We start from the raw sequence: 19,087 nt of genomic DNA, 5'->3' as shown, positions 1-19,087 counted from the left end.
AGTCTATCGTCCAAACCCGCCCCCTCGCTGGCATTTGGACATTAGGATATTGGTTTAATAATAGAAATCCGATAAGAATAATGGGAGCCGGAAATGCTTCGAACCATCGATTTGCGCGGCACAGAGCTGCGCCCTGCCCAGCTGCGGCGAGTCCTGCCACGCGGCGGCACCGACGTCGCCGCTGTAGTGGACAAAGTGGCGCCAATGGTTCATCGCGTCCGTCAAGAAGGCGCCGCGGCGGCACTGGACTACAGCGAACTTTTTGATGGCGTGCGCCCGCGCCACCTGCGGGTACCGCAAGCGGAATTGGACAAGGCCGTCGCTGGCTTAGACCCGCAGGTGCGCAGAGCAATTGAGGCCTCGATTGAGCGCGTCCGCAAGGTCCACCTCGAACAAAAGCCGACCGCACATACCACCGAACTGGCTCGGGGCGCCACGGTGACAGAGGTCTTTCGCCCCATCGAGCGCGTCGGTTTGTACGTGCCGGGAGGCAAGGCCGTCTATCCCTCGTCTGTGATCATGAACGCGGTGCCGGCGCAGGCGGCCGGCGCAGAAAGCTTAGTGGTGGCCTCGCCCCCGCAAAAGGAGTTCGGCGGTCTACCGCACCCCACGGTGCTAGCTGTGTGCCAGATGCTTGGCGTGGATGAGGTGTGGGCTATAGGAGGTGGCCAGGCCATTGCGCTGATGGCCTACGGCGATGATGATGCCGAGCTGGCACCAGTAGACATGATTACGGGGCCGGGAAATATTTTCGTTACCGCAGCCAAGCGCTTGGTGCGCGGGGTAGTGGGGACAGATGCAGAAGCAGGTCCGACCGAAATTGCCATCATCGCCGATGACACCGCAAACCCCGTGTATGTGGCTTATGACCTTATCTCCCAGGCCGAGCATGATCCGATGGCAGCGAGTGTGCTTATTACGGAATCAGAAAGCCTCGCTCAGCGGGTGAACGCGGAGGTGGAGGCGCGCTACGGCGCTACCGCTCATGCGGAGCGGGCGGCCGCGGCCTTAGGCGGCGAGCAATCCGGCATTGTGGTGGTCGATTCCCTGGACGCAGCGATTGCGGTGGCTAATGCCTATGCCGCCGAGCACCTGGAGATCCACACCGCAGAACCCGGCACGGTAGCTGAGCGGATTAAGCACGCTGGTGCCATCTTTGTGGGGGACTTCGCCCCTGTGCCACTCGGGGACTACGCTGCCGGTTCCAATCACGTGCTGCCCACCTCCGGCACGGCGCGCTTTTCGGCTGGCCTGTCTACCCACACCTTTATGCGGCCGGTCAACCTCATTAATTATGACCGAGCTGCGCTGGAAGAAATTGCCCCGCAGGTCATCGCCTTCGCTGAGGCCGAGGGGCTGCCTGCCCACGGCGAAGCAATTCGCGCCCGATTCGAGGAGAACTAAATGACGCAATTGACAGATCTTCCCCTGCGAGAGGAATTGCGCGGCAAGTCCGCCTATGGTGCGCCGCAACTCACTGTGGCCTACCAACTCAATACCAATGAAAATCCCTATCCGCCCTCTCCAGCGCTCGTTGCTGACTTGGTGGCGGAGACTCAGCGCCTTGCCTCCACGCTCAATCGCTATCCGGAACGCGATGCCGTAGAGCTGCGTAAAGCCTTGGCCCATTACGTTTCCGAACAGACCGGGGTGGGGGTTAGTTATGAGCAGGTATGGGCGGCGAACGGATCGAATGAGATTTTGCAGCAGCTTCTACAGGCCTTTGGTGGTCCAGGCCGCAGCGTGCTCGGCTTTACGCCGTCTTATTCCATGCACCCCATCCTTGCGGACGGAACCTACACGCAGTTTGTGGAGTGCCCGCGGGACGAGGATTTCCGCATAGACATGGACCGGGCTCTGGCGGCCGTGGCGCGGCACCAGCCGGATATCATCTTTGTGACAACGCCGAATAACCCCACCGGCGGGGTGACTAGTCTGGACGATATTGCCGCGCTTGCCGACGCCGCGCCGGGAATCCTCATCGTCGATGAAGCCTACGGCGAATTCTCCTCTTCGCCCTCCGCAGTGACGCTGCTGGATAAATACCCCACAAAGTTGGTGATCTCGCGCACCATGTCCAAGGCCTTCGACTTCGCCGGTGGCCGCCTTGGCTATTTTGTGGCAGATCCGGCCTTTGTAGAAGCCGTCATGTTAGTGCGACTTCCGTATCACCTGTCTGTGCTCTCCCAAGCTGCGGCGACAGTGGCGTTGCGCCATAGCGCGGATACGCTCGCCACCGTGGAAAAGATCGCCAGCGAGCGCGAGCGCGTGGCAGCTCGCTTGCGGGAACTGGGCTATACGGTCCTGCCTAGTGAATCCAATTTCCTCTTCTTCGGCCGCTTTGCTGACCAGCAGCGCGTATGGCAGCAGTTCTTGGATAAAGAAGTACTCATCCGGGATGTCGGGATTGCCGGGCACCTGCGCATGACCGTGGGCCTGCCGGAAGAAAACTCGGCCTTTTTGGCAGTAGCTGAGGACCTTGCGGATACAGTAGTAGCGGATAATCCGGCCGGAGGAGAAAGGAGCGAACCATGAGCAACCGTGTAGGACGCGCCCAGCGGTCTACCTCTGAATCGCAGATTTCCGTGGTCATCGACCTAGACGGCACGGGACGCAGCGATATTTCCACCGGCCTGCCCTTTTTCGATCATATGCTGACCTCGTTTGCCACCCACGGCAGCTTTGATCTCACCGTGCAGGCAGCGGGTGATACCGAGATCGATGCCCACCACACCGTGGAAGATACCGCCATCGTGCTCGGTACCGCACTGCGGGAAGCAGTGGGGGATAAGGCCGGCATTCGTCGTTTCGGCTCCCAGCTACTGCCCATGGATGAAACGTTGGTTGAAGCGGTGGTGGATTTTTCTGGCCGCGCTTATTTCGTGATGAACGGCGAGCCAGAGCACCTGCAGTGGCACATAATTGGTGGCCACTACGCCACGGTGATTAACCGCCACTTTTTTGAAACGCTTGCTGCCCACGCTGCGATAACGCTGCACCTCAACGTGCGCTATGGGCGCGATCCGCACCACCTTACGGAGGCGGAGTTTAAAGCCGTGGCGCGTGCGCTGCGCGCTGCCGTGGAACCCGACCCCCGTCGGACTGGAATTCCTTCGACGAAGGGAGCACTCTAAAAAGCATGCATGTTATGATCTTGGTTCTTTTCCTCGTGGCAGGCATGTTAGTAGGCGGTGCATGGACTGCCTACCAACAGGGGTCGAAGGCAATGACAGTAGTAGCCTCCCTTTTGGCCGCAATTACCGTGGTAGCAGCAATTTCGTGGATGGTAGGAGCGTTTGGTAAGTGAGCAAAACCCAAGAGACTAATATTTGGAAGATCCCGGGCTATACCGCCACTATGATGGCCATTGCCGCTGCTTTCGGCGCTTGGTCCATCCTCCTTCCGGTGGTGCCGCTCGCTGTCATTGATTCCGGCGGCTCAGCTACTTTGGCAGGCTCATCCACCGGCATCTTCATGGCCTTTACCGTGCTTACGCAGATCATTTCCCCGTGGCTGCTGCGCCGTTGGGGCTATCGCCGCGTGATGGCACTTTCCGCCTTTACCTTGGGCGTCCCCGCCTTCGGACATCTTTTGGGAACAGATGCTTGGGTTGTCCTACTCTTTTCCGCTTTGCGCGGGGTGGGCTTTGGCGCGCTGACCGTTTCCGAGTCTGCGCTTATTGCCGAGTTGGCACCTGTTCGCCTTTTGGGCAAGGCCACCGGCATGATCGGTGTGTTTACGGGACTAGGCCAAATGGTCTTTTTGCCCTTGGGCTTGGTCATGGCGGAAAAGCTGGGTTATGCCTCGACGTATATCACTGCCGGCATCATTGGCTTCGTGGGCTTTGGTTTGTGCTTGCGCATTCCCAAGATAAAGGTCACGCTGGCTTCTGATACCGAAGACGAGCCCAACCTAATCCGCGTTCCCACGTGGAAGCTGGTGGCAGTGCCTGCACTAGCGTTAACGACTTTCTCCATGAGCTACGGCGCCGTGTCGTCCTTCCTGCCGCCGGCGGTGCAGGAACTAGATGCAGAGCGTGGCGCCAGCCTTGCCGGCATCATGCTGTCCATCGTGGGTGGCGCGGCCATGATTTTCCGCTACTTCGCCGGCATGGTGGCAGACCGCGTGGGCACTCCCGGCCGGTTGTATATCCCCAGCCAGATCATGGCCATTGTGGGTGTGCTCGCCATCGCCGTCCCGCTCTACCTCGACGGCTCCGTGTGGTGGCTTGTGCTGGGTGCCTTCCTATTCGGCGGGGCCTTTGGCATTGCCCAAAATGAAGCCCTGTTGTCGATGTTTGACCGTCTACCGCGCGAGCGTGTCTCGGAGGCTTCGGCCATTTGGAATATCTTTTATGATGGCGGCACCGGCTTGGGCTCGACCCTTTTGGGTGCGTTGGTTGCCGGCTACGGCTACGCGGGGGCGTTTGGCGCCGGTGTGGCTATCCTCGGCGTTGGCGTACTAATGACGCTGGCAGATTTTATCCTTGGGCGCACCCGCGTGAGTGAAACCAACGATATCCGAACGCGTCTGCGTCGCATGCGTAAGGTATAGCCCATGGCAAAGACGGTCGCATTATTGGATTACGGCGCGGGCAATGTGCGCTCGGCACAGCGCGCGCTGGAGCGAGTAGGCGCGGAAGTTGCCGTGACTGCGGATCCCAAAGCAGCGGTGGACGCAGACGGTCTGCTTGTCCCCGGCGTTGGCGCTTTTGACGCATGTATGCGCGGGCTAAACGCGGTTCAGGGGCCAAGGGTCATCGGCCAGCGCCTGGCAGGAGAGCGGCCAGTGCTGGGTATTTGCGTAGGTATGCAGGTGCTTTTCGACGTCGGAGTGGAGCACAACATCAATTCCACCGGCTGCGGCGAGTGGCCCGGCACCGTTGAAAAACTTCACTCTACGGTCCTGCCGCATATGGGGTGGAATACCGTTGCGGTTCCCGTCGGCAGCGATATGTTTGCAGGCTTGTCCGAAGACGAGCGGTTCTATTTTGTGCATTCCTATGGCGTCCGCCGCTGGGAGTTGGAAACGGAAATCACCCGTCCACCCTTGGTCAGCTGGGCCGAGCACGCGGGTGATAGGTTTGTCGCGGCGGTGGAAAATGGCGCTTTGTGGGCGACCCAATTCCACCCGGAAAAATCCGGGGACGCTGGCGCACAGCTTTTGGAAAACTGGATGCGCACGCTCTAGGTAGGATGATGACTATGACTTTTACGCTCTTGCCCGCAGTTGATGTCTCTCAAGGTCAAGCGGTGCGCTTGGACAAAGGCGAAGCAGGCACCGAAACCTCCTACGGTGCGCCGCGCGATGCCGCATTGAAGTGGCAGTCCCACGGCGCGCAATGGCTGCATTTTGTGGACTTGGATGCGGCATTCGGCCGCGGTTCCAACCACGAGCAGATGGCGAATATCACCGCAGAGCTGGGCATAAACGTGGAACTTAGTGGCGGCATCCGAGACGATGCCGCAGTAGAGCAAGCACTGGCTACCGGCGCGCAGCGCATTAATATTGGCACCGCTGCTCTTGAACAGCCGGAATGGATAGAAGATATCCTTGCGCGCTATGGCGATAAGGTTGCCGTGGATCTCGCCGTGCGCGAGGAAGGCGGCGAGTGGCGCACTGCGGGCAATGGTTGGGTTTCCGATGGCGGCGACCTGTGGGAGGTGCTCGAGCGCCTCGATGCTGCCGGATGCCAGCGCTTTGTGGTGACAGACGTATCTAAAGACGGCACGCTAAGCGGACCGAATATCGAGCTGCTGCGCGAGGTCGCCATGGCTACGGAAGCTAAAATCACCGCCTCCGGTGGTATCTCTAGCGTGGAAGACCTGCGCGAGCTTGCTCTCTATGAAAATGAGGGCATTGATTCCGCCATTATTGGAAAAGCCCTCTACGAGGGGAAATTCAGCCTCGAAGAAGCTCTCACAGCAGTGGCCGAGGTAGAGCCGCTGCCGGCGGAAGAAACCATTGACCCGTTCGACCCTGAGGACAACTAAGCCATGATGGAACCCCGCGAGTTGGTGGCCTTCGCGGAGGCGGCCGTAGACCAAGTAGAACCCATTTTTCGTTCCGGCCTTGGTGCGCAGCCCGCCCGCTTTAAAGGGCAGGGAGATTTTGCCACCGAGGTAGATCTCGTCATCGAGCAACAGCTGCGGGATATTTTGACTCAAATGACCGGCATCCCGGTGTACGGAGAAGAATCCGGCGGCAGCGTGCTAGATACCGTCTGGGTAGTAGATCCGATTGATGGCACCGCAAATTACTCCGCTGGAAACCCTTTAGCCGGCATCTTGGTGGCGCTCATCCATAAGGGCGCACCTGTTGTAGCGGTGTCTGATTTCCCATTATTGGGGCGACGTTTGGTCACTTGCGATGGCTCTCCTCTGCGCTCAGTAGGCGGGCCTGCTACTGGCTTCGGCGGTGGGGAGGACGCGATGGGCTTCGATGAAGCGCGCGGACACGTGGGCTGCTCTTCTCATCTGCCCACTGAGATCTTCCACGAGCTGCGCGAAACCGGCCTGCGCCCGCGGATGACCGGTTCAGTGGGGCTGGATAATGCCTTTGTTGCGCAGGGCGTATTTGATGGCGCGATTAACTTCTCCCCACACCCGTGGGATAACGCCGCTGGTGCACTGCAAATTCAAACCGCCGGCGGAGTAGTGACTGATCCGGAAGGAAATCCGTGGACTGCGCAGTCGCGTGGCTTGGTCGCAGGTACCCCGCAGGTCCATGCCACTATCGTGGACATCCTGTCCCGTCATAGCGGTTCCTTTCACCGCTAAGACTTCATTCTCACAAAGGAGGCGGCCGATATGGCTGTAGCCGTACGTGTTATCCCCTGCCTAGACGTGGACCAAGGCCGGGTGGTCAAGGGCGTTAACTTTGAAAACCTGCGCGATGCCGGTGACCCGGTGGAGTTGGCCGCGCGTTATGACTCCTTAGGCGCTGACGAACTTACATTTTTGGATGTATCTGCCTCAAAGCAAGGGCGTTCAACCATGCTAGAGGTTGTACGCCGCACTGCGGACCAGGTATTTATCCCACTAACAGTCGGCGGCGGGGTACGCAGCGTCGACGACGTCCGGGAGCTACTGCGCGCCGGTGCAGATAAGGTTTCCGTAAATACTGCAGCGATTAAGAATCCGGAAGTGCTGCGCGAAATGGCCGAGGTTTTCGGGACCCAATGCATCGTGCTGTCCGTTGATGCCCGCCGGTGCCGGGAGGAGTTTGCGCCCTCTGGTTACGAGGTCACCACGCATGGTGGCACGAAGTCGGCCGGAATAGACGCCATTGAGTGGGCTCGCCGTGGCGAGGAACTCGGAGTAGGGGAGATTCTCCTCAACTCGATGGATGGCGATGGCACCAAGCAAGGATTTGATGTGGACCTGCTGTATGCCGTGCGCGAGGCAGTGACTATTCCCATCATCGCTTCTGGCGGTGCGGGCAGCGCCGCGGATTTCCCACCGGCCGTTGCGGCCGGTGCCGATGCCGTTTTGGCCGCAAGCATTTTCCATTTTGGTGAGGTAGAAATTTGCGACGTAAAGGACACCCTAGATGCCGCAGGTTACGAGGTGCGCCGATGAGTAACCCGGCCGACTATGAACTAGATGGGGGCATCGCCAAGCAGCTCAAGCGCAATGACCAAGGCTTGGTGCCGGCCATTGCCCAGGCTGAGTCCGGTGAGGTGCTGATGATGGCATGGATGGATGACCATGCTTTGGCGCATACCCTTGCCACGCGCAAGGCCACGTATTTTTCGCGCTCGCGCAATGAGTACTGGGTCAAGGGTAAGACTTCTGGCCACACCCAAGAGGTGCTGGGCGTTCGCCTTGACTGTGATGGAGATACTATCCTGCTGACCGTGCGGCAGCGTGGCGGCGCCTGCCATACCGGTGACCGCACGTGCTTTGACGCCACAGATCTCCTAGGAGGACAATCGTGAAGGCTAAACGCCTTGGACCGCTACTTATCGCTGTAGGAGCCATCGTATTGTGGCTGTCTTCCCGTGCCACGTGGGTGGTTGCTGCCAGCGAAGATGATAAGACCGGCTCCGCCGCCAATGACATCATAGGTTCGGCATGGTCGCTAGAGATTATGGCCTTGACTCTAGTATTGGTTGCCGGCGCCGTCGCAGGGTTGGCTCTGCGCCGCATCGGTAGGCGCGTAGTGGGCATTATTTGTGCCCTCGCAGCAGCGGCCAGTGCATGGACCCCGGTTAGCTTGCTGACGGCGGGCGCGGATGTTGAGCGCGCGCAGAAGATCCTGCAAGGTGCCTCGGCTAATAAGAATGCAGTAGATTCCGCGCAAATTTCTCAATGGGCCACAGTGGTTTCCACCGAGGTGCATGCCTGGGGGCCGATTCTGGCCCTGGTAGGAGCGGCAATGGCCCTTTTTGGTGCGGTTATGCTAGCTCGCAACCCCGGCGAGGATAAAATGAAGGCATCTAGCAAATACGAGACGCCGGCAGCGCGCCAAGCGAAATTGGAGGAGGATTTGGAAACCTCCTCTGATTCTGGCCGCGTGATGTGGGACGCGCTTGATAGTGATATCGATCCCACTGATATGGATAAAAAATAGCCCCGTAGCCTGTGCAATTTCCGCAACTGCACGGGAGCGGGTTAACCTAAGTGTGATTTCAATCGCCCGTGGAGGGAGGTGCTGATGCCTACGCCCATTGCCGTTGACCACCTAGTAGCAGGAGTCTTAGAGGACGTCGCTGCGCGGGAGTCCCGTGTGTCGTTCCAGGAAGTAAAGGCACGCTCGCGTGACATGGAATCTCCCCGGGATGTGCGCGCAGCTCTCTTGCGCCCCGGCTGCTCCGTTATCACGGAACTCAAGCGTGCCGTTCCCTACGGCGGCGAGATTGCACATGTTGGTTCTGCGGAGCACATGGCGCAATGGGCCCGCACCTTTGAAGACTGCGGCGTACACCTTATGGCGTGCCAGACTGATTTCCGTCGCTTCCACGGTTCTTTGGAGGACATGGCGGCTGCCCGCGCCGCGATTGATGTGCCCATGATGTCACGAGATCTCATCGTGGATCCCTACCAAATTCATGAGGCCCGCTGTTATGGGGCCGATGCTATCCCACTGCAAGTAGAGCTGCTGGAGCAGGCTCGCTTGGAGGCACTATTAGACCGCGTGGAATCGCTTGGTATGACCGCCATCGTCGAGGTACGCAACTGCGCCGAGGTCGACCGCGCAATTAAGGCTGGAAGTAGCGTTATTTCCATCAATGCGTGGTCTTTAGCCTCGGACGCGATTAACCGTGACGCGTTCAACGATATTGCCCCGGGCCTGCCCGAATCCATCCTGCGCATTGCAGTAGGTGGGGTAAACAACGCGCGCAACCTTTTTCACTATGCTTCCCGGGGCGCCGATGCGGTGCTCGTCGGCGAATCAGTCATGGCGGCCCAAGATCCTACAGCGTTGGCTCGGTCGTTGGTGGCCGCCGGCCAGCACCCAGCGTGCCCCGCGCGCAAATTAGAGTAATACCCCGACTAGCTGGCGGGGTGGGGGATAAGGCACACTGGCTACGTGCACACAGAAATTCTTGCAAATATTCCGTCTCCGCCGCAGGGCGTGTGGCAGGTGGGGCCACTTCCCATCCGTGCCTACGCGCTGTGCATCATCGTGGGCATTATCGTCGGCCTGCGCATGACCTTGCGCCGTTATACCGCTCGCGGCGGCAACCCAGACACAGTATGGGATGCTGCCATCGTGGTTATCCCAGCCGGCATCATTGGCGGGCGGCTCTACCACGTCATCACCGATAATCAGAAGTACTTCTGCGATGGTTGCAATCCCGCGGATGCGCTAAAGATTACCAATGGCGGCCTTGGCATCTGGGGCGCTGTTGCTCTCGGCGCGCTGGCCTTGTGGGTACTTTTCAAAGTGAAGAAGGTGCCACTCGGCCCCTTTGCTGATGCGGTGGCCCCGGGCCTGGTCCTCGCGCAGGCGATTGGGCGGCTAGGCAACTGGTTTAACCAAGAACTCTACGGGCGCCCGACCGACGTTCCATGGGCTTTAGATATTTACTACCGAGTCAATGACAACGGCGGTTATGCGCCGGTTTCCGGGCACTCCACGGGTGAGGTTATGACTTCGGTGCATCCGACCTTTCTCTACGAGCTGGTGTGGAACGTCCTTGTATGTCTATTCCTCTTGTGGGCGCACAAGGCATGGAAGTTGGGGCACGGACGAGTCTTTGCCCTCTACGTCATGGGCTATACGTTGGGCCGGTTCTTTATCGAAGGAATGCGTTCCGATGAAGCTACCCATATCTTCGGGCTGCGCGTGAATATCATCGTCTCCCTGGTGATTTTCATCATCTCTGCGGTCGTCTTTTTCTTGCTTGATAGGCGCCGCCAAGGCCCAGAATCTCCCGCAGAGGTAGATCCTAAGTATTGGGCCGAGCGCCGCGATAGTAACGGGGGTGGCGATGGTAGCGCGGTACCTGAGGGGCAGCATCCGGACTCTGCAGCAACGTAGGTTCTACCCCAGTATTTCCGAATAGGTTTGATTGTGTGGGGTTTGGGGCATTTTTGAGTGTCCGTTCGGAAAATAGGGGTCCAAAATTGTGGCCGCAATCCATACGAAGGAGTAGGTTGGGGAGTGTTCAGTTTCCCCGACGGAATAGGCCAATAATGCTGGATAGAAGAACAAAGATTGTCTGTACTCTCGGCCCTGCCGTTGCTAGCGAGGATGGCATTTTGCGCCTCGTTCAAGACGGCATGGACGTTGCCCGCTTGAATATGTCTCACGGCGAGCACGCGGACCACGAGGCGAATTACAACTGGGTGCGCCAGGCTACTGATAAGACCGGCCGCGCCGTCGGTATTTTGGCGGACCTGCAGGGCCCCAAGATTCGCCTTGGCCGCTTTATTAACGGCGAGGAGCAGTGGGATAACGGTGAAATCGTCCGCATTACCGTGGACGATATCGAAGGCACCCACGACCGAGTATCTACCACTTATAAGGGCTTGGCCAAGGACGCCAAGCCGGGTGACCGCCTGCTTATCGACGACGGAAAGGTCGCCGTTGTCTGTAAGGAAGTCGACGGCAATGACGTCGTGTGTGAGGTTACCGAGGGCGGCCCAGTTTCCAATAACAAGGGCGTTTCCCTTCCTGGCATGGATATCTCCGTGCCGGCTTTGTCGGAAAAGGATATCGCCGACCTGCGCTTCGCTTTGAAGCTCGGCGTTGACCTCGTGGCACTGTCCTTTGTCCGCTCCCCAGCAGATGTGGATAAGGTCCATGAGATTATGGACGAAGAGGGTCGCCGCGTTCCGGTCATTGCGAAGCTGGAAAAGCCTGAGGCAGTAGACGCGCTCGAGTCCATCGTGCTGGCATTCGATGCCATCATGATTGCCCGTGGCGACCTAGGTGTTGAGGTGCCGCTGGAGCGCGTGCCGCTGTTCCAGAAGCGCGCTATCCAGATTGCTCGCGAGAACGCTAAGCCGGTCATCGTGGCTACCCAGATGCTGGATTCCATGATTTCTAACCTGCGCCCGACCCGTGCAGAGGCTTCCGACGTGGCTAACGCCGTTCTCGATGGCGCTGACGCCGTTATGCTCTCTGGTGAGACTTCCGTGGGTATTGACCCGCAGAACGTCGTGCGCACCATGTCCAAGATCGTGGCTAATGCTGAAGATGGTGGCAAGGTGCCACCGCTGACTCACGTTCCGCGCACCAAGCGTGGTGTGGTGTCCTATTCCGCCCGCGACATTGCCGAGCGCCTCAATGCAAAGGCCATCGTAGCCTTTACTACCTCCGGCGATACCGCTAAGCGAGTGGCTCGCCTGCGCTCCCAGCTTCCGCTGTTGGCGTTTACGCCGGACCCAGCGGTTCGCTCCCAGCTGGCTTTGACGTGGGGTGCTGAGACCTTCTTGAGTCCGCACGTTAAGTCCACCGATGACATGATGGAAGCCATCGATGATGCATTGCTGGAGATGGACAGGTATGAAGAAGGCGACATGATTGTCGTCATTGCTGGTACCCCTCCAGGAATTGCCGGCAATACCAACATGATTCAGTGTCACTTGTTGGGTGAAACCAAGAAGTAGATTTTTGGCACGAGCGCCGCGACCCACCCTTTAACACGTTCCACGGGTCGCGGCGCTTTTCTATATACATTTATACAAATGTAGATTTATATTTACCTCGAGTACACTCAGCGGTTGCTTTCCTGACATGCGGCTGCAGTACTTTTTGGTTGTTCATGTTTCAGCTTCTCTACACATTCAAAGGACAACTGCACAATGACCTAAATCAGGCCGACTTGGCCTCAGTGGCTGCGCTTACCGCCATCCATTTTCATTTAATTGTCAATAAGCGTCGACGGGGATAGGCTGAGTGCATGGCACACGAGCACCACGACCACGATCACTCCAGCACGCCGCTGCGCGCACTCTTGATTGCGCTAGGCATTACCGGCACCGTCTTCTTCGCGGAGCTGATCGGCGGCTGGTTGGCGGGTTCGATGGCGCTGATGGCGGATGCGATGCACATGCTTTCCGACGCTGCGGGGTTGATCATCGCGGTGTTAGCGGTGTTGGTTGGGCGCCGACAAGCATCGGCTCAGGCCACGTACGGCTACCGACGAGTGGAGGTGCTTGCTGCACTGGCGAACGCAGTGATGGTGCTGGCGATCTCGGTGTGGATTGTCGTCGAGGCGGTGCGCCGCCTGCAGAGCCCGGCCGAAGTGCAGGGAAAAACGATGCTGATCATCGCGGTGATCGGCCTGGTGGCGAATGCGCTATCGGCGTGGGTTCTGCACCGGCACCGCAAATCCTCGATCAACGTGGAGGGCGCGTTCTTGCACGTGTTAGTGGATATGCTCGGCTCGGTCGCAGTAATCGTAGCCGGCATCGTGGTACTGACCACGGGGTTTGTGGCGGCGGACGTGATCGCCTCCCTAGCGATCGCGGCGATGGTGCTGCCGCGCGCCTGGCAGCTCATGCGGCTTTCGGCGAGCGTGCTGCTCGAGCAAGTCCCGGCGGACTTCGACGCCAGTGCGATCGAGCCCGCGCTGCGGCAGGTCGAGGGCGTTGCTGACATCCACGACCTGCACCTGTGGAGCCTGGACGGCGTGAACGTGCTCACGACCGTGCATATCGTGCGCGACGGCACCGTCGGCACCGGCCCGCTGTTGGATGCCGCCCAGCAGGCCCTGCGCGAACACGGTATCGAGCACTCCACCATCCAGATTGAGCACCCAGAGCACGAATCCCACGAGACGGTGTGCTGATTCCCTTCTAACCTGACTTAGGCCAATTTTGTGCGGAAGTTCGCGGCCGGTGATTACTTGGATGGTGGCAGTGAGGTCGGGCGGGAATGGTACGGCGGCGTGAATGGTTTCGCCGCCAACGACGAGTTGAAAGCTGCGGTATTTCTTGAGTGTTCTCACGAGGCGTTTGATGAAGTGACCACTGCGGGTCTCCATCAGGTGGGTCACGGCTAGTGCTGCCATCACAATATTGAGATGTGCTGTGATCGAGTTTTGTTTCCTCGCATAGATTGGGCGTGCTTTCAGGTCTGATTTCGACATCCGATACGACATTTTCAATGTGGAATAGCCTGCGGTAATGCCCGATAACCTCCTGGGCGGGAAGAGCGGTCAGGTCGGTTTCATAGCCTTTAATTCCGGCTAGGGCTCGGTGTTTGGCAGCAAGAGCGTAGTTGACCTTCTTGTTCGGGGTGGAAAGATCGAAATAGCGGTTGCGCTTAATGGCGATTTCGCCGTCAACAGCGCGTTTGGCTTTTGCGACTTGCTCTTTGATTCCGCGCAGGCCGCGTCTGGCCCGATCATAGGAGTACTGGAAGTGGGTCACCGTATTCGGGGTTGTGTGTTTGCGCGCATCGCTTGCCGAGGCTTGTGTCCAGATCTGGCCGTGGGCGTAGGCTTCACCAGGGATTTCCCGCCGCCAGGTTTCAATCACCTCAGGCACGGTGGGGTTTCACCGACAAAATGTAGTGCAGACCTGCATCTATCAATGCTTGCTTGTTCGGAGGGTGTCAAGTTGTTTGTGTGTGGGGCTAGGTTTATAGGTATTTGTCGAAGCTGTCGGGGTAGGCCACGGCCATTTGGTTAATGGCTTGTTTCCAGCCGGAAACTCGGGTCCCTTCCATGAGTCTGCCGGTTGTCGCTGAGACTCGTTTGCCCTGCTTCGCTCTCTTGGCAGCTCGTCTGTCTTCGATATTGCAGATCATCAACCATAGCGTCTTGAGCGCTGATTCATTGTTAGTGAACTGCACCCTGTTGCGGGTAGCTTTCCGCAGTTCATTGTTGAATGATTCAATCGAATTCTTCGTGTAAATGACCTTGCTGGCTGCTGGTGGGAACTGGAGAAACGGTACGAAACGCGCCCATGCATCTCGCCAGACTTTGACTGAGCGTGGATACTTTTCTGCCAATTCAGAGGCTTCAAATTCGTCTAAGGCAGCCTGAGCTGTGGACTCGTCCGTGGCGGTGTAAATCTTTTTCAACGCGGCCGATACGCCCCGGCGATCCCTGTAGGCTACCCATCGGTTAGCGGCACGAATCAGGTGCACGATACAGGTTTGCACCATAGAGTTCGGCCAGGTTGCCTTTACTTCTTCCGGCAAGCCTTTGAACCCGTTACAGCAAACGATAAAGACGTCTTTAACCCCACGGTTAGAAAGATTGGCGCATACTTGCGCCCAGGATGAAGCGCTTTCTTCTTTGGCAATCCACGATTCCAAAAAGTGCTTGATACCGTCGAGAGCCACGCCGATTGCCATGTACGCGGACTTATTGACCACTAGGCCGCCATCGCGGATTTTAATGCGCAGCGCGTCCAGGAAAATGACCGGGTAGAACTCGTCTAGCTGGCGGTTTTGCCAGACCATGACCTCATCGAGGACGGCATCGGTGACTGCGGAAATCGTCTCATGAGAAATATCAACACGCATCGCCGTTGCCATATGATGCTGGATATCCCTAATTGTCATCCCACCGGCGTACAAGCTGACAATCATGTCATCGACATCAGTCAAGCGCCTAGAACCTTTAGGGACCATAGTTGGCAAGAATGTTCCAGCCCGATCTCTCGGGACATCAACGGCAACTGGCCCGTAGTTAGAATCCACAGTCTTTGGATACGACCCGTTGCGGTGATTGTCTGTCCCAGCAGCAGCTTTAGCGCTCCTGTCGCCAGACTCGTAGCCCAGGTGGGCATCCATTTCAGCGTTGAGGCCTCTGGTAATCGAGGCCTGTAACATGCCGCGAACCAGGTCATTGGCATCCGTCGTGGACGTGCCTAGGTCATCAATCAGTTTCGCGATTTCTGGGTTAGCAAGCAACTTCTTTTCAATCGCATCAATCTTGGCCTTATCAGCCGGATCTCGTCTTGTCACAGTAGTCATTCTGGCTTATCTCCTTATGCAGGTTGGGAACCCACACACAAACCATCAGACACTCTCTATTCCGAAGCCACTCCGGCGGCGTGGGCCGCGCACAACATGGACCGCAATAAGTTGCCGGACATCAGCCGCGAGATGCTTGGCAGCGACCTCGACGTGGTCATGGCAGCTGGTCACCCGTTCTACGACAATGACCACCAAAAGGTCGATACTCCGGATTACAGCTTCATGTATGAGGAGGACTACGCCAAGCTTTCCGCTGGCGAGACCGACTGGAACTACTTTGAGTCCAACGATGACTTCAAGAAGATGGCGGAAGGCGACGTCAAGCCGGATCAGAAGTACTGGGGTATCGCACAGGTAGGATCCACCTTGCAGAACTCCCGCTCTGGCGAGGCGAAGGAGCCGTACTCTGATCCGCTTAACGACGTCGTGGATCTCCCCACCATGACCACCGGCGCACTCAACGCACTGGGACAGGATGAAGATGGATTCTCCGTCATGATCGAGGGTGGTGCCATCGACTGGGCCGGACACGGCAATAACCCGGTGCGCGATATCGAAGAAACCCAGGACTTCAACAAATCGGTCGATGCCGCCATCAAATGGGTCGAGGAGAATTCTTCCTGGGAGGAGACCCTGCTGGTTGTTACCGCAGACCACGAAACCGGCTATCTCTCCGGTGCGAACGAGGCTCCGACTGAGGATAACCCTGAGGCGGATAACCGCTTCAACGCTATGGAAGGTGAGAAGGGCAAGGTTGCTCGCCACGGTTGGTACTCCGGTCAGCACACCAACCAGTTGGTGCCGTTCTTCTTCAAGGGCGCCGGCTCCGGGGACATCATGGCCCGTATCTTTGGGACCGATTCGGTCCGCGGTGACTACATCGACAACACCCTGGTAGCCAACTTGACCTTTGATGAGTGGTGGAACGATGGCACCGGCCAAGCAGACGACCCAGAGCAGCCAGAAGACGCTGCCAACCCGTCCGATGACGCCGGCAAGGAAGGCAGCAGCAAGGAATTTGCCGCAGGCCTAGCTACAGGCCTAGGAATCTTGGGCGCTGTCGTTGGTGGACTCGGTTTCCTAGCTACGCAGATGGGCGTGCTTAACATTGACTTGAAGCCCATTTATGAGCAGCTCAAGCGCGTGGACCTGCGCTAAACAGAATCAGGCACACCGCCTTACCTAAAGGTCCTGCCCTTCGCCGTGGAAGCGAAGGGCAGGACCTTTTCTTAGCGCTGGGAAATCGGGGTCGGCTGGATCTTCCACACCTCGTTCGCGTAGTCCGCGATGGTTCGGTCCGAGGAGAAACGACCGGAATAACAGATATTTAGCCACGCCTTCTTTGCCCACGCAAGCTCGTCCTCTTTATACTCTGCGGCCATGCGGTCGCGGGTCTCGCGGTAGTCGGCGAAGTCACCTAGGACGTAGTACTGGTCTTGGGCGTGCTCCCCGAAGCCGTCGAGAAGCGAGGCGCGCAGATCGCCGAAGATACCGGCATTGTTTGCGCCCAGGGTGCTGTCGACAAGCGCATCCAGTACGCGGGCCAAGCCTGGCACGCTCTGGTAAAGCTCGCCCGGGTTGTACTCGGCGCGCAGCTGCGGCAACTCCTCATTGCGGGCGCCGAAGATATAAGCGTTGTCCTCGCCAACCGCCTCGACGATTTCTACGTTTGCTCCATCCATGGTGCCCAAGGTCAGTGCACCATTCATCATGAACTTCATATTGGACGTGCCGGAGGCTTCCTTGCCAGCCACAGAAATCTGCTCGGAGATATCAGCGGCTGGGATGATGTGCTCTGCGGGGGAGACGTTGTAATTCTCTACGAAGACGACGCGGATGATGTCCTTGGTGTCCGGGTCGTTATTAATCAGGTCTGCGATGGTGTTGATGAGCTTAATAATCGCCTTGGCGCGGTCGTAGCCCGGCGCGGCCTTGGCACCAAAGATGAAAGTACGCTTCGGCACGGTTTCGCCCTCGTCCTTGATGCGGAAGTAGAGGTCAAGGACGTAGAGGGCGTTCATCAGCTGGCGCTTGTACTCGTGCAAGCGCTTAATCTGCACGTCAAAGATGGAATCAGGGTCGATTTCAGCGTCTTGGTGGTCGTTTACCCACTGCGCAAAGTCGCGCTTATTGGCCTGCTTGATGGCGATCAGTTCTCGTAGTAGGTCAGCATCGTCGGCCTTATCGGCGAGTCTGGCCAGCTGGGTGAGGTCAGTAACCCACGCATCGGAACCAGCCTGCTGGGTGAGCAGTTCTGCCAGGCGGGGGTTGCACATCTTCAGCCAGCGGCGCGGGGTGACGCCATTGGTCTTATTGTTGAATTTTTCTGGCCAGAGCTCATGCCATTCGGACAGCGTATCGGCCTTGATGATTTCGGTATGCAGGGCGGCGACACCGTTAATGGAGTAAGCGGCGTAGCAGGCGATCCAGGCCATGTGAACCTGTCCGTTGGACACCGGCGCCATGTAGTCAATGCGACCCTGATCCAGGCCGCGATGGGCCATATCTTCGCGGAAGCGGCGATCGATTTCTTCCACCAACTGCCAGATGCGCCAGAACAGCTTTTGGAAGATGGACACTTCCCAGCTCTCCAGTGCCTCTGCGAGCACGGTGTGGTTGGTGTAGGCGAAGGTCTCGGTGACGATTTTCCACGCCGCATCCCAGCTCAGACCATGGTCATCGAGCAATATGCGCAAGAGCTCTGGGATGGCGAGCACTGGGTGAGTGTCATTGAGCTGGATGGAGTTGTACTGCGCAAAACCGGTGAGGTCCTCGCCGTGCTGGGCAATGTAGTTATCCACCATGGTTTGCAGGGATGCGGAGACAAAGAAGTACTGCTGGCGCACGCGCAATACCTTGCCCTCGTACGTGGTGTCATTGGGGTAGAGCACGCGGCAGATGTCCATAACACGCTCGCGCTCGACGATGGCCTCGGTAAAGCGCTGGGAGTTAAAGGCATCGTAATCGAAGTCATCGATGGGCTCGGACTTCCATAGGCGCAGGGTGCCTACGTTATCGGTCCCGTAGCCGGTGATAGGCATGTCATAGGGAATTGCGCGCACGTCCATGTCATCGAAGTGGACGCGGCGCTGTTCAGAGGCACGGCGAATGACAAAGTCATAGCCGTTTTCCATCCACGCATCTGGCTGTTCTTTCTGGAAGCCATTCTCAAAGGACTGTCGGAAAAGGCCGTAGCGGTAGAGAAGGCCATAGCCGGTTACGGGGTAGTCCTGAGTGACAGCGGAATCGAGGAAGCAGGCGGCAAGGCGTCCGAGGCCGCCGTTGCCGAGCGCGGCATCATGCTCGGCTTCGAGGACATCGCTCAGCTCGTGATCGGTTGCCTTGGCCGCGGTCTTGGCATCGTCAACAAGACCCAAGTTGGTGAGGTTATTGAGCAGCGCGCGTCCCTGCAGGAATTCCGCAGAGAAGTAGTGCTGTTGGCGCGTTTCCGCGTAGGCAGCACGGGTGCGCTCCCAATTATCGGCAATCTGCTCCATGACGGCACCGGAGAGGCCCGACCAGAACTTACGGTTGGAAGCGCTGTGCGGGCTCACGCCAGAGGCCGCGCGGACATGGGAGGGAACAGTGGATTCGAAAGCAGAATGCCGTGGCTGGCTCATTTTCAACCTTAAGTTTGTGGGGAGTCACGAAACGCCTGCCAGCTTAATAGCATTGGCCCTGCGCCGCAGGCGGGGGAATG

Annotated in this window: 19 protein-coding genes; 16 read left to right on the top strand and 3 right to left on the bottom strand. The window is 58.1% G+C overall.

The window, feature by feature from the left end; translation table 11 throughout:
- The first annotated feature begins 93 nt into the window (after window positions 1-93).
- The 15 genes from hisD to ACLI1M_RS07610 all read left to right on the top strand — a co-directional run bounded on the left by hisD (window position 94) and on the right by ACLI1M_RS07610 (window position 13,246).
- Window positions 94-1,404: a histidinol dehydrogenase gene (gene hisD, locus ACLI1M_RS07680; protein WP_248099921.1), complete on the top strand. Its 1,311-nt coding sequence runs from the start codon at window positions 94-96 to the stop codon at window positions 1,402-1,404.
- Entirely contained in the window at window positions 1,405-2,535 is a 1,131-nt protein-coding gene (locus tag ACLI1M_RS07675) for a histidinol-phosphate transaminase (protein ID WP_248099923.1), read from the top strand.
- On the top strand, window positions 2,532-3,134 hold the full coding sequence (gene hisB / locus ACLI1M_RS07670; RefSeq protein WP_023021246.1) for an imidazoleglycerol-phosphate dehydratase HisB: 603 nt from the start codon (window positions 2,532-2,534) through the stop codon (window positions 3,132-3,134). Before ACLI1M_RS07675 ends, hisB begins: the two co-directional genes overlap by 4 nt.
- A 5-nt stretch (window positions 3,135-3,139) precedes the next feature.
- Complete coding sequence (locus ACLI1M_RS07665; protein WP_023021247.1) at window positions 3,140-3,307, top strand: hypothetical protein; 168 nt, start codon at window positions 3,140-3,142, stop codon at window positions 3,305-3,307.
- Complete coding sequence (locus tag ACLI1M_RS07660; RefSeq protein WP_023021248.1) at window positions 3,304-4,554, top strand: MFS transporter; 1,251 nt, start codon at window positions 3,304-3,306, stop codon at window positions 4,552-4,554. The genes ACLI1M_RS07665 and ACLI1M_RS07660 overlap by 4 nt, the downstream gene beginning before the upstream one ends.
- A gap of 3 nt (window positions 4,555-4,557) precedes the next feature.
- The gene (gene hisH / locus ACLI1M_RS07655; protein ID WP_239204308.1) at window positions 4,558-5,190 is read left to right on the top strand and encodes an imidazole glycerol phosphate synthase subunit HisH; all 633 of its coding nucleotides are present in this window, start codon (window positions 4,558-4,560) and stop codon (window positions 5,188-5,190) included.
- A 14-nt stretch (window positions 5,191-5,204) separates the two neighbouring features.
- On the top strand, window positions 5,205-5,993 hold the full coding sequence (gene priA, locus ACLI1M_RS07650) for a bifunctional 1-(5-phosphoribosyl)-5-((5-phosphoribosylamino)methylideneamino)imidazole-4-carboxamide isomerase/phosphoribosylanthranilate isomerase PriA (protein WP_023021250.1): 789 nt from the start codon (window positions 5,205-5,207) through the stop codon (window positions 5,991-5,993).
- A gap of 3 nt (window positions 5,994-5,996) precedes the next feature.
- Window positions 5,997-6,779 carry an inositol monophosphatase family protein gene (locus tag ACLI1M_RS07645; protein WP_023021251.1) on the top strand — a complete coding sequence of 261 codons (783 nt, stop codon included), beginning with the start codon at window positions 5,997-5,999 and terminating at the stop codon, window positions 6,777-6,779.
- 30 nt (window positions 6,780-6,809) lie between these two features.
- Window positions 6,810-7,580, top strand: coding sequence for an imidazole glycerol phosphate synthase subunit HisF (gene hisF / locus ACLI1M_RS07640; protein ID WP_023021252.1), 771 nt, complete (start codon window positions 6,810-6,812; stop codon window positions 7,578-7,580).
- A complete protein-coding gene (gene hisI, locus ACLI1M_RS07635; RefSeq protein WP_411706495.1) occupies window positions 7,577-7,939 on the top strand; it encodes a phosphoribosyl-AMP cyclohydrolase in 363 nt (120 codons plus the stop codon). The genes hisF and hisI overlap by 4 nt, the downstream gene beginning before the upstream one ends.
- Window positions 7,936-8,574 (top strand): TIGR02234 family membrane protein, encoded by a 639-nt coding sequence (locus ACLI1M_RS07630; RefSeq protein WP_248099929.1) that lies wholly within the window; start codon window positions 7,936-7,938, stop codon window positions 8,572-8,574. Before hisI ends, ACLI1M_RS07630 begins: the two co-directional genes overlap by 4 nt.
- Window positions 8,575-8,658: 84 nt before the next feature.
- Window positions 8,659-9,489, top strand: coding sequence for an indole-3-glycerol phosphate synthase TrpC (locus ACLI1M_RS07625; RefSeq protein ID WP_248099930.1), 831 nt, complete (start codon window positions 8,659-8,661; stop codon window positions 9,487-9,489).
- Between the two features lie 45 nt (window positions 9,490-9,534).
- The gene (lgt, locus tag ACLI1M_RS07620; RefSeq protein ID WP_248099932.1) at window positions 9,535-10,488 is read left to right on the top strand and encodes a prolipoprotein diacylglyceryl transferase; all 954 of its coding nucleotides are present in this window, start codon (window positions 9,535-9,537) and stop codon (window positions 10,486-10,488) included.
- A 158-nt stretch (window positions 10,489-10,646) separates the two neighbouring features.
- A complete protein-coding gene (gene pyk, locus ACLI1M_RS07615; RefSeq protein ID WP_248099936.1) occupies window positions 10,647-12,062 on the top strand; it encodes a pyruvate kinase in 1,416 nt (471 codons plus the stop codon).
- Window positions 12,063-12,355: 293 nt separating this feature from the next.
- A complete protein-coding gene (locus tag ACLI1M_RS07610; RefSeq protein WP_005328806.1) occupies window positions 12,356-13,246 on the top strand; it encodes a cation diffusion facilitator family transporter in 891 nt (296 codons plus the stop codon).
- 7 nt (window positions 13,247-13,253) lie between these two features.
- On the opposite strand, the gene ACLI1M_RS07605 is transcribed toward ACLI1M_RS07610, so the two are convergent.
- Together ACLI1M_RS07605 and ACLI1M_RS07600 are read right to left on the bottom strand one after the other, a co-directional pair.
- Window positions 13,254-13,937, bottom strand: coding sequence for a hypothetical protein (locus tag ACLI1M_RS07605; RefSeq protein WP_198010462.1), 684 nt, complete (start codon window positions 13,935-13,937; stop codon window positions 13,254-13,256).
- A 103-nt stretch (window positions 13,938-14,040) separates the two neighbouring features.
- Window positions 14,041-15,384, bottom strand: coding sequence for an IS256 family transposase (locus ACLI1M_RS07600; RefSeq protein ID WP_023021258.1), 1,344 nt, complete (start codon window positions 15,382-15,384; stop codon window positions 14,041-14,043).
- Here ACLI1M_RS07600 and ACLI1M_RS07595 point away from each other — a divergent pair.
- A complete protein-coding gene (locus ACLI1M_RS07595; protein WP_308767323.1) occupies window positions 15,286-16,545 on the top strand; it encodes an alkaline phosphatase in 1,260 nt (419 codons plus the stop codon). The genes ACLI1M_RS07600 and ACLI1M_RS07595 overlap by 99 nt on opposite strands.
- A 71-nt stretch (window positions 16,546-16,616) precedes the next feature.
- Here the strand turns inward: ACLI1M_RS07595 and ACLI1M_RS07590 are convergent, their stop codons facing one another.
- Complete coding sequence (locus tag ACLI1M_RS07590; RefSeq protein ID WP_248098821.1) at window positions 16,617-19,007, bottom strand: glycogen/starch/alpha-glucan phosphorylase; 2,391 nt, start codon at window positions 19,005-19,007, stop codon at window positions 16,617-16,619.
- Window positions 19,008-19,087: the final 80 nt, after the last annotated feature.

Origin of the sequence: Corynebacterium sp. LaCa54 (assembly GCF_046717495.1) — a bacterium.
Classification (GTDB): domain Bacteria; phylum Actinomycetota; class Actinomycetes; order Mycobacteriales; family Mycobacteriaceae; genus Corynebacterium; species Corynebacterium kefirresidentii.
The sequence above is the reverse complement of the archived record's forward strand: the minus strand, read 5'-3'. Positions and strand labels throughout refer to the sequence as shown.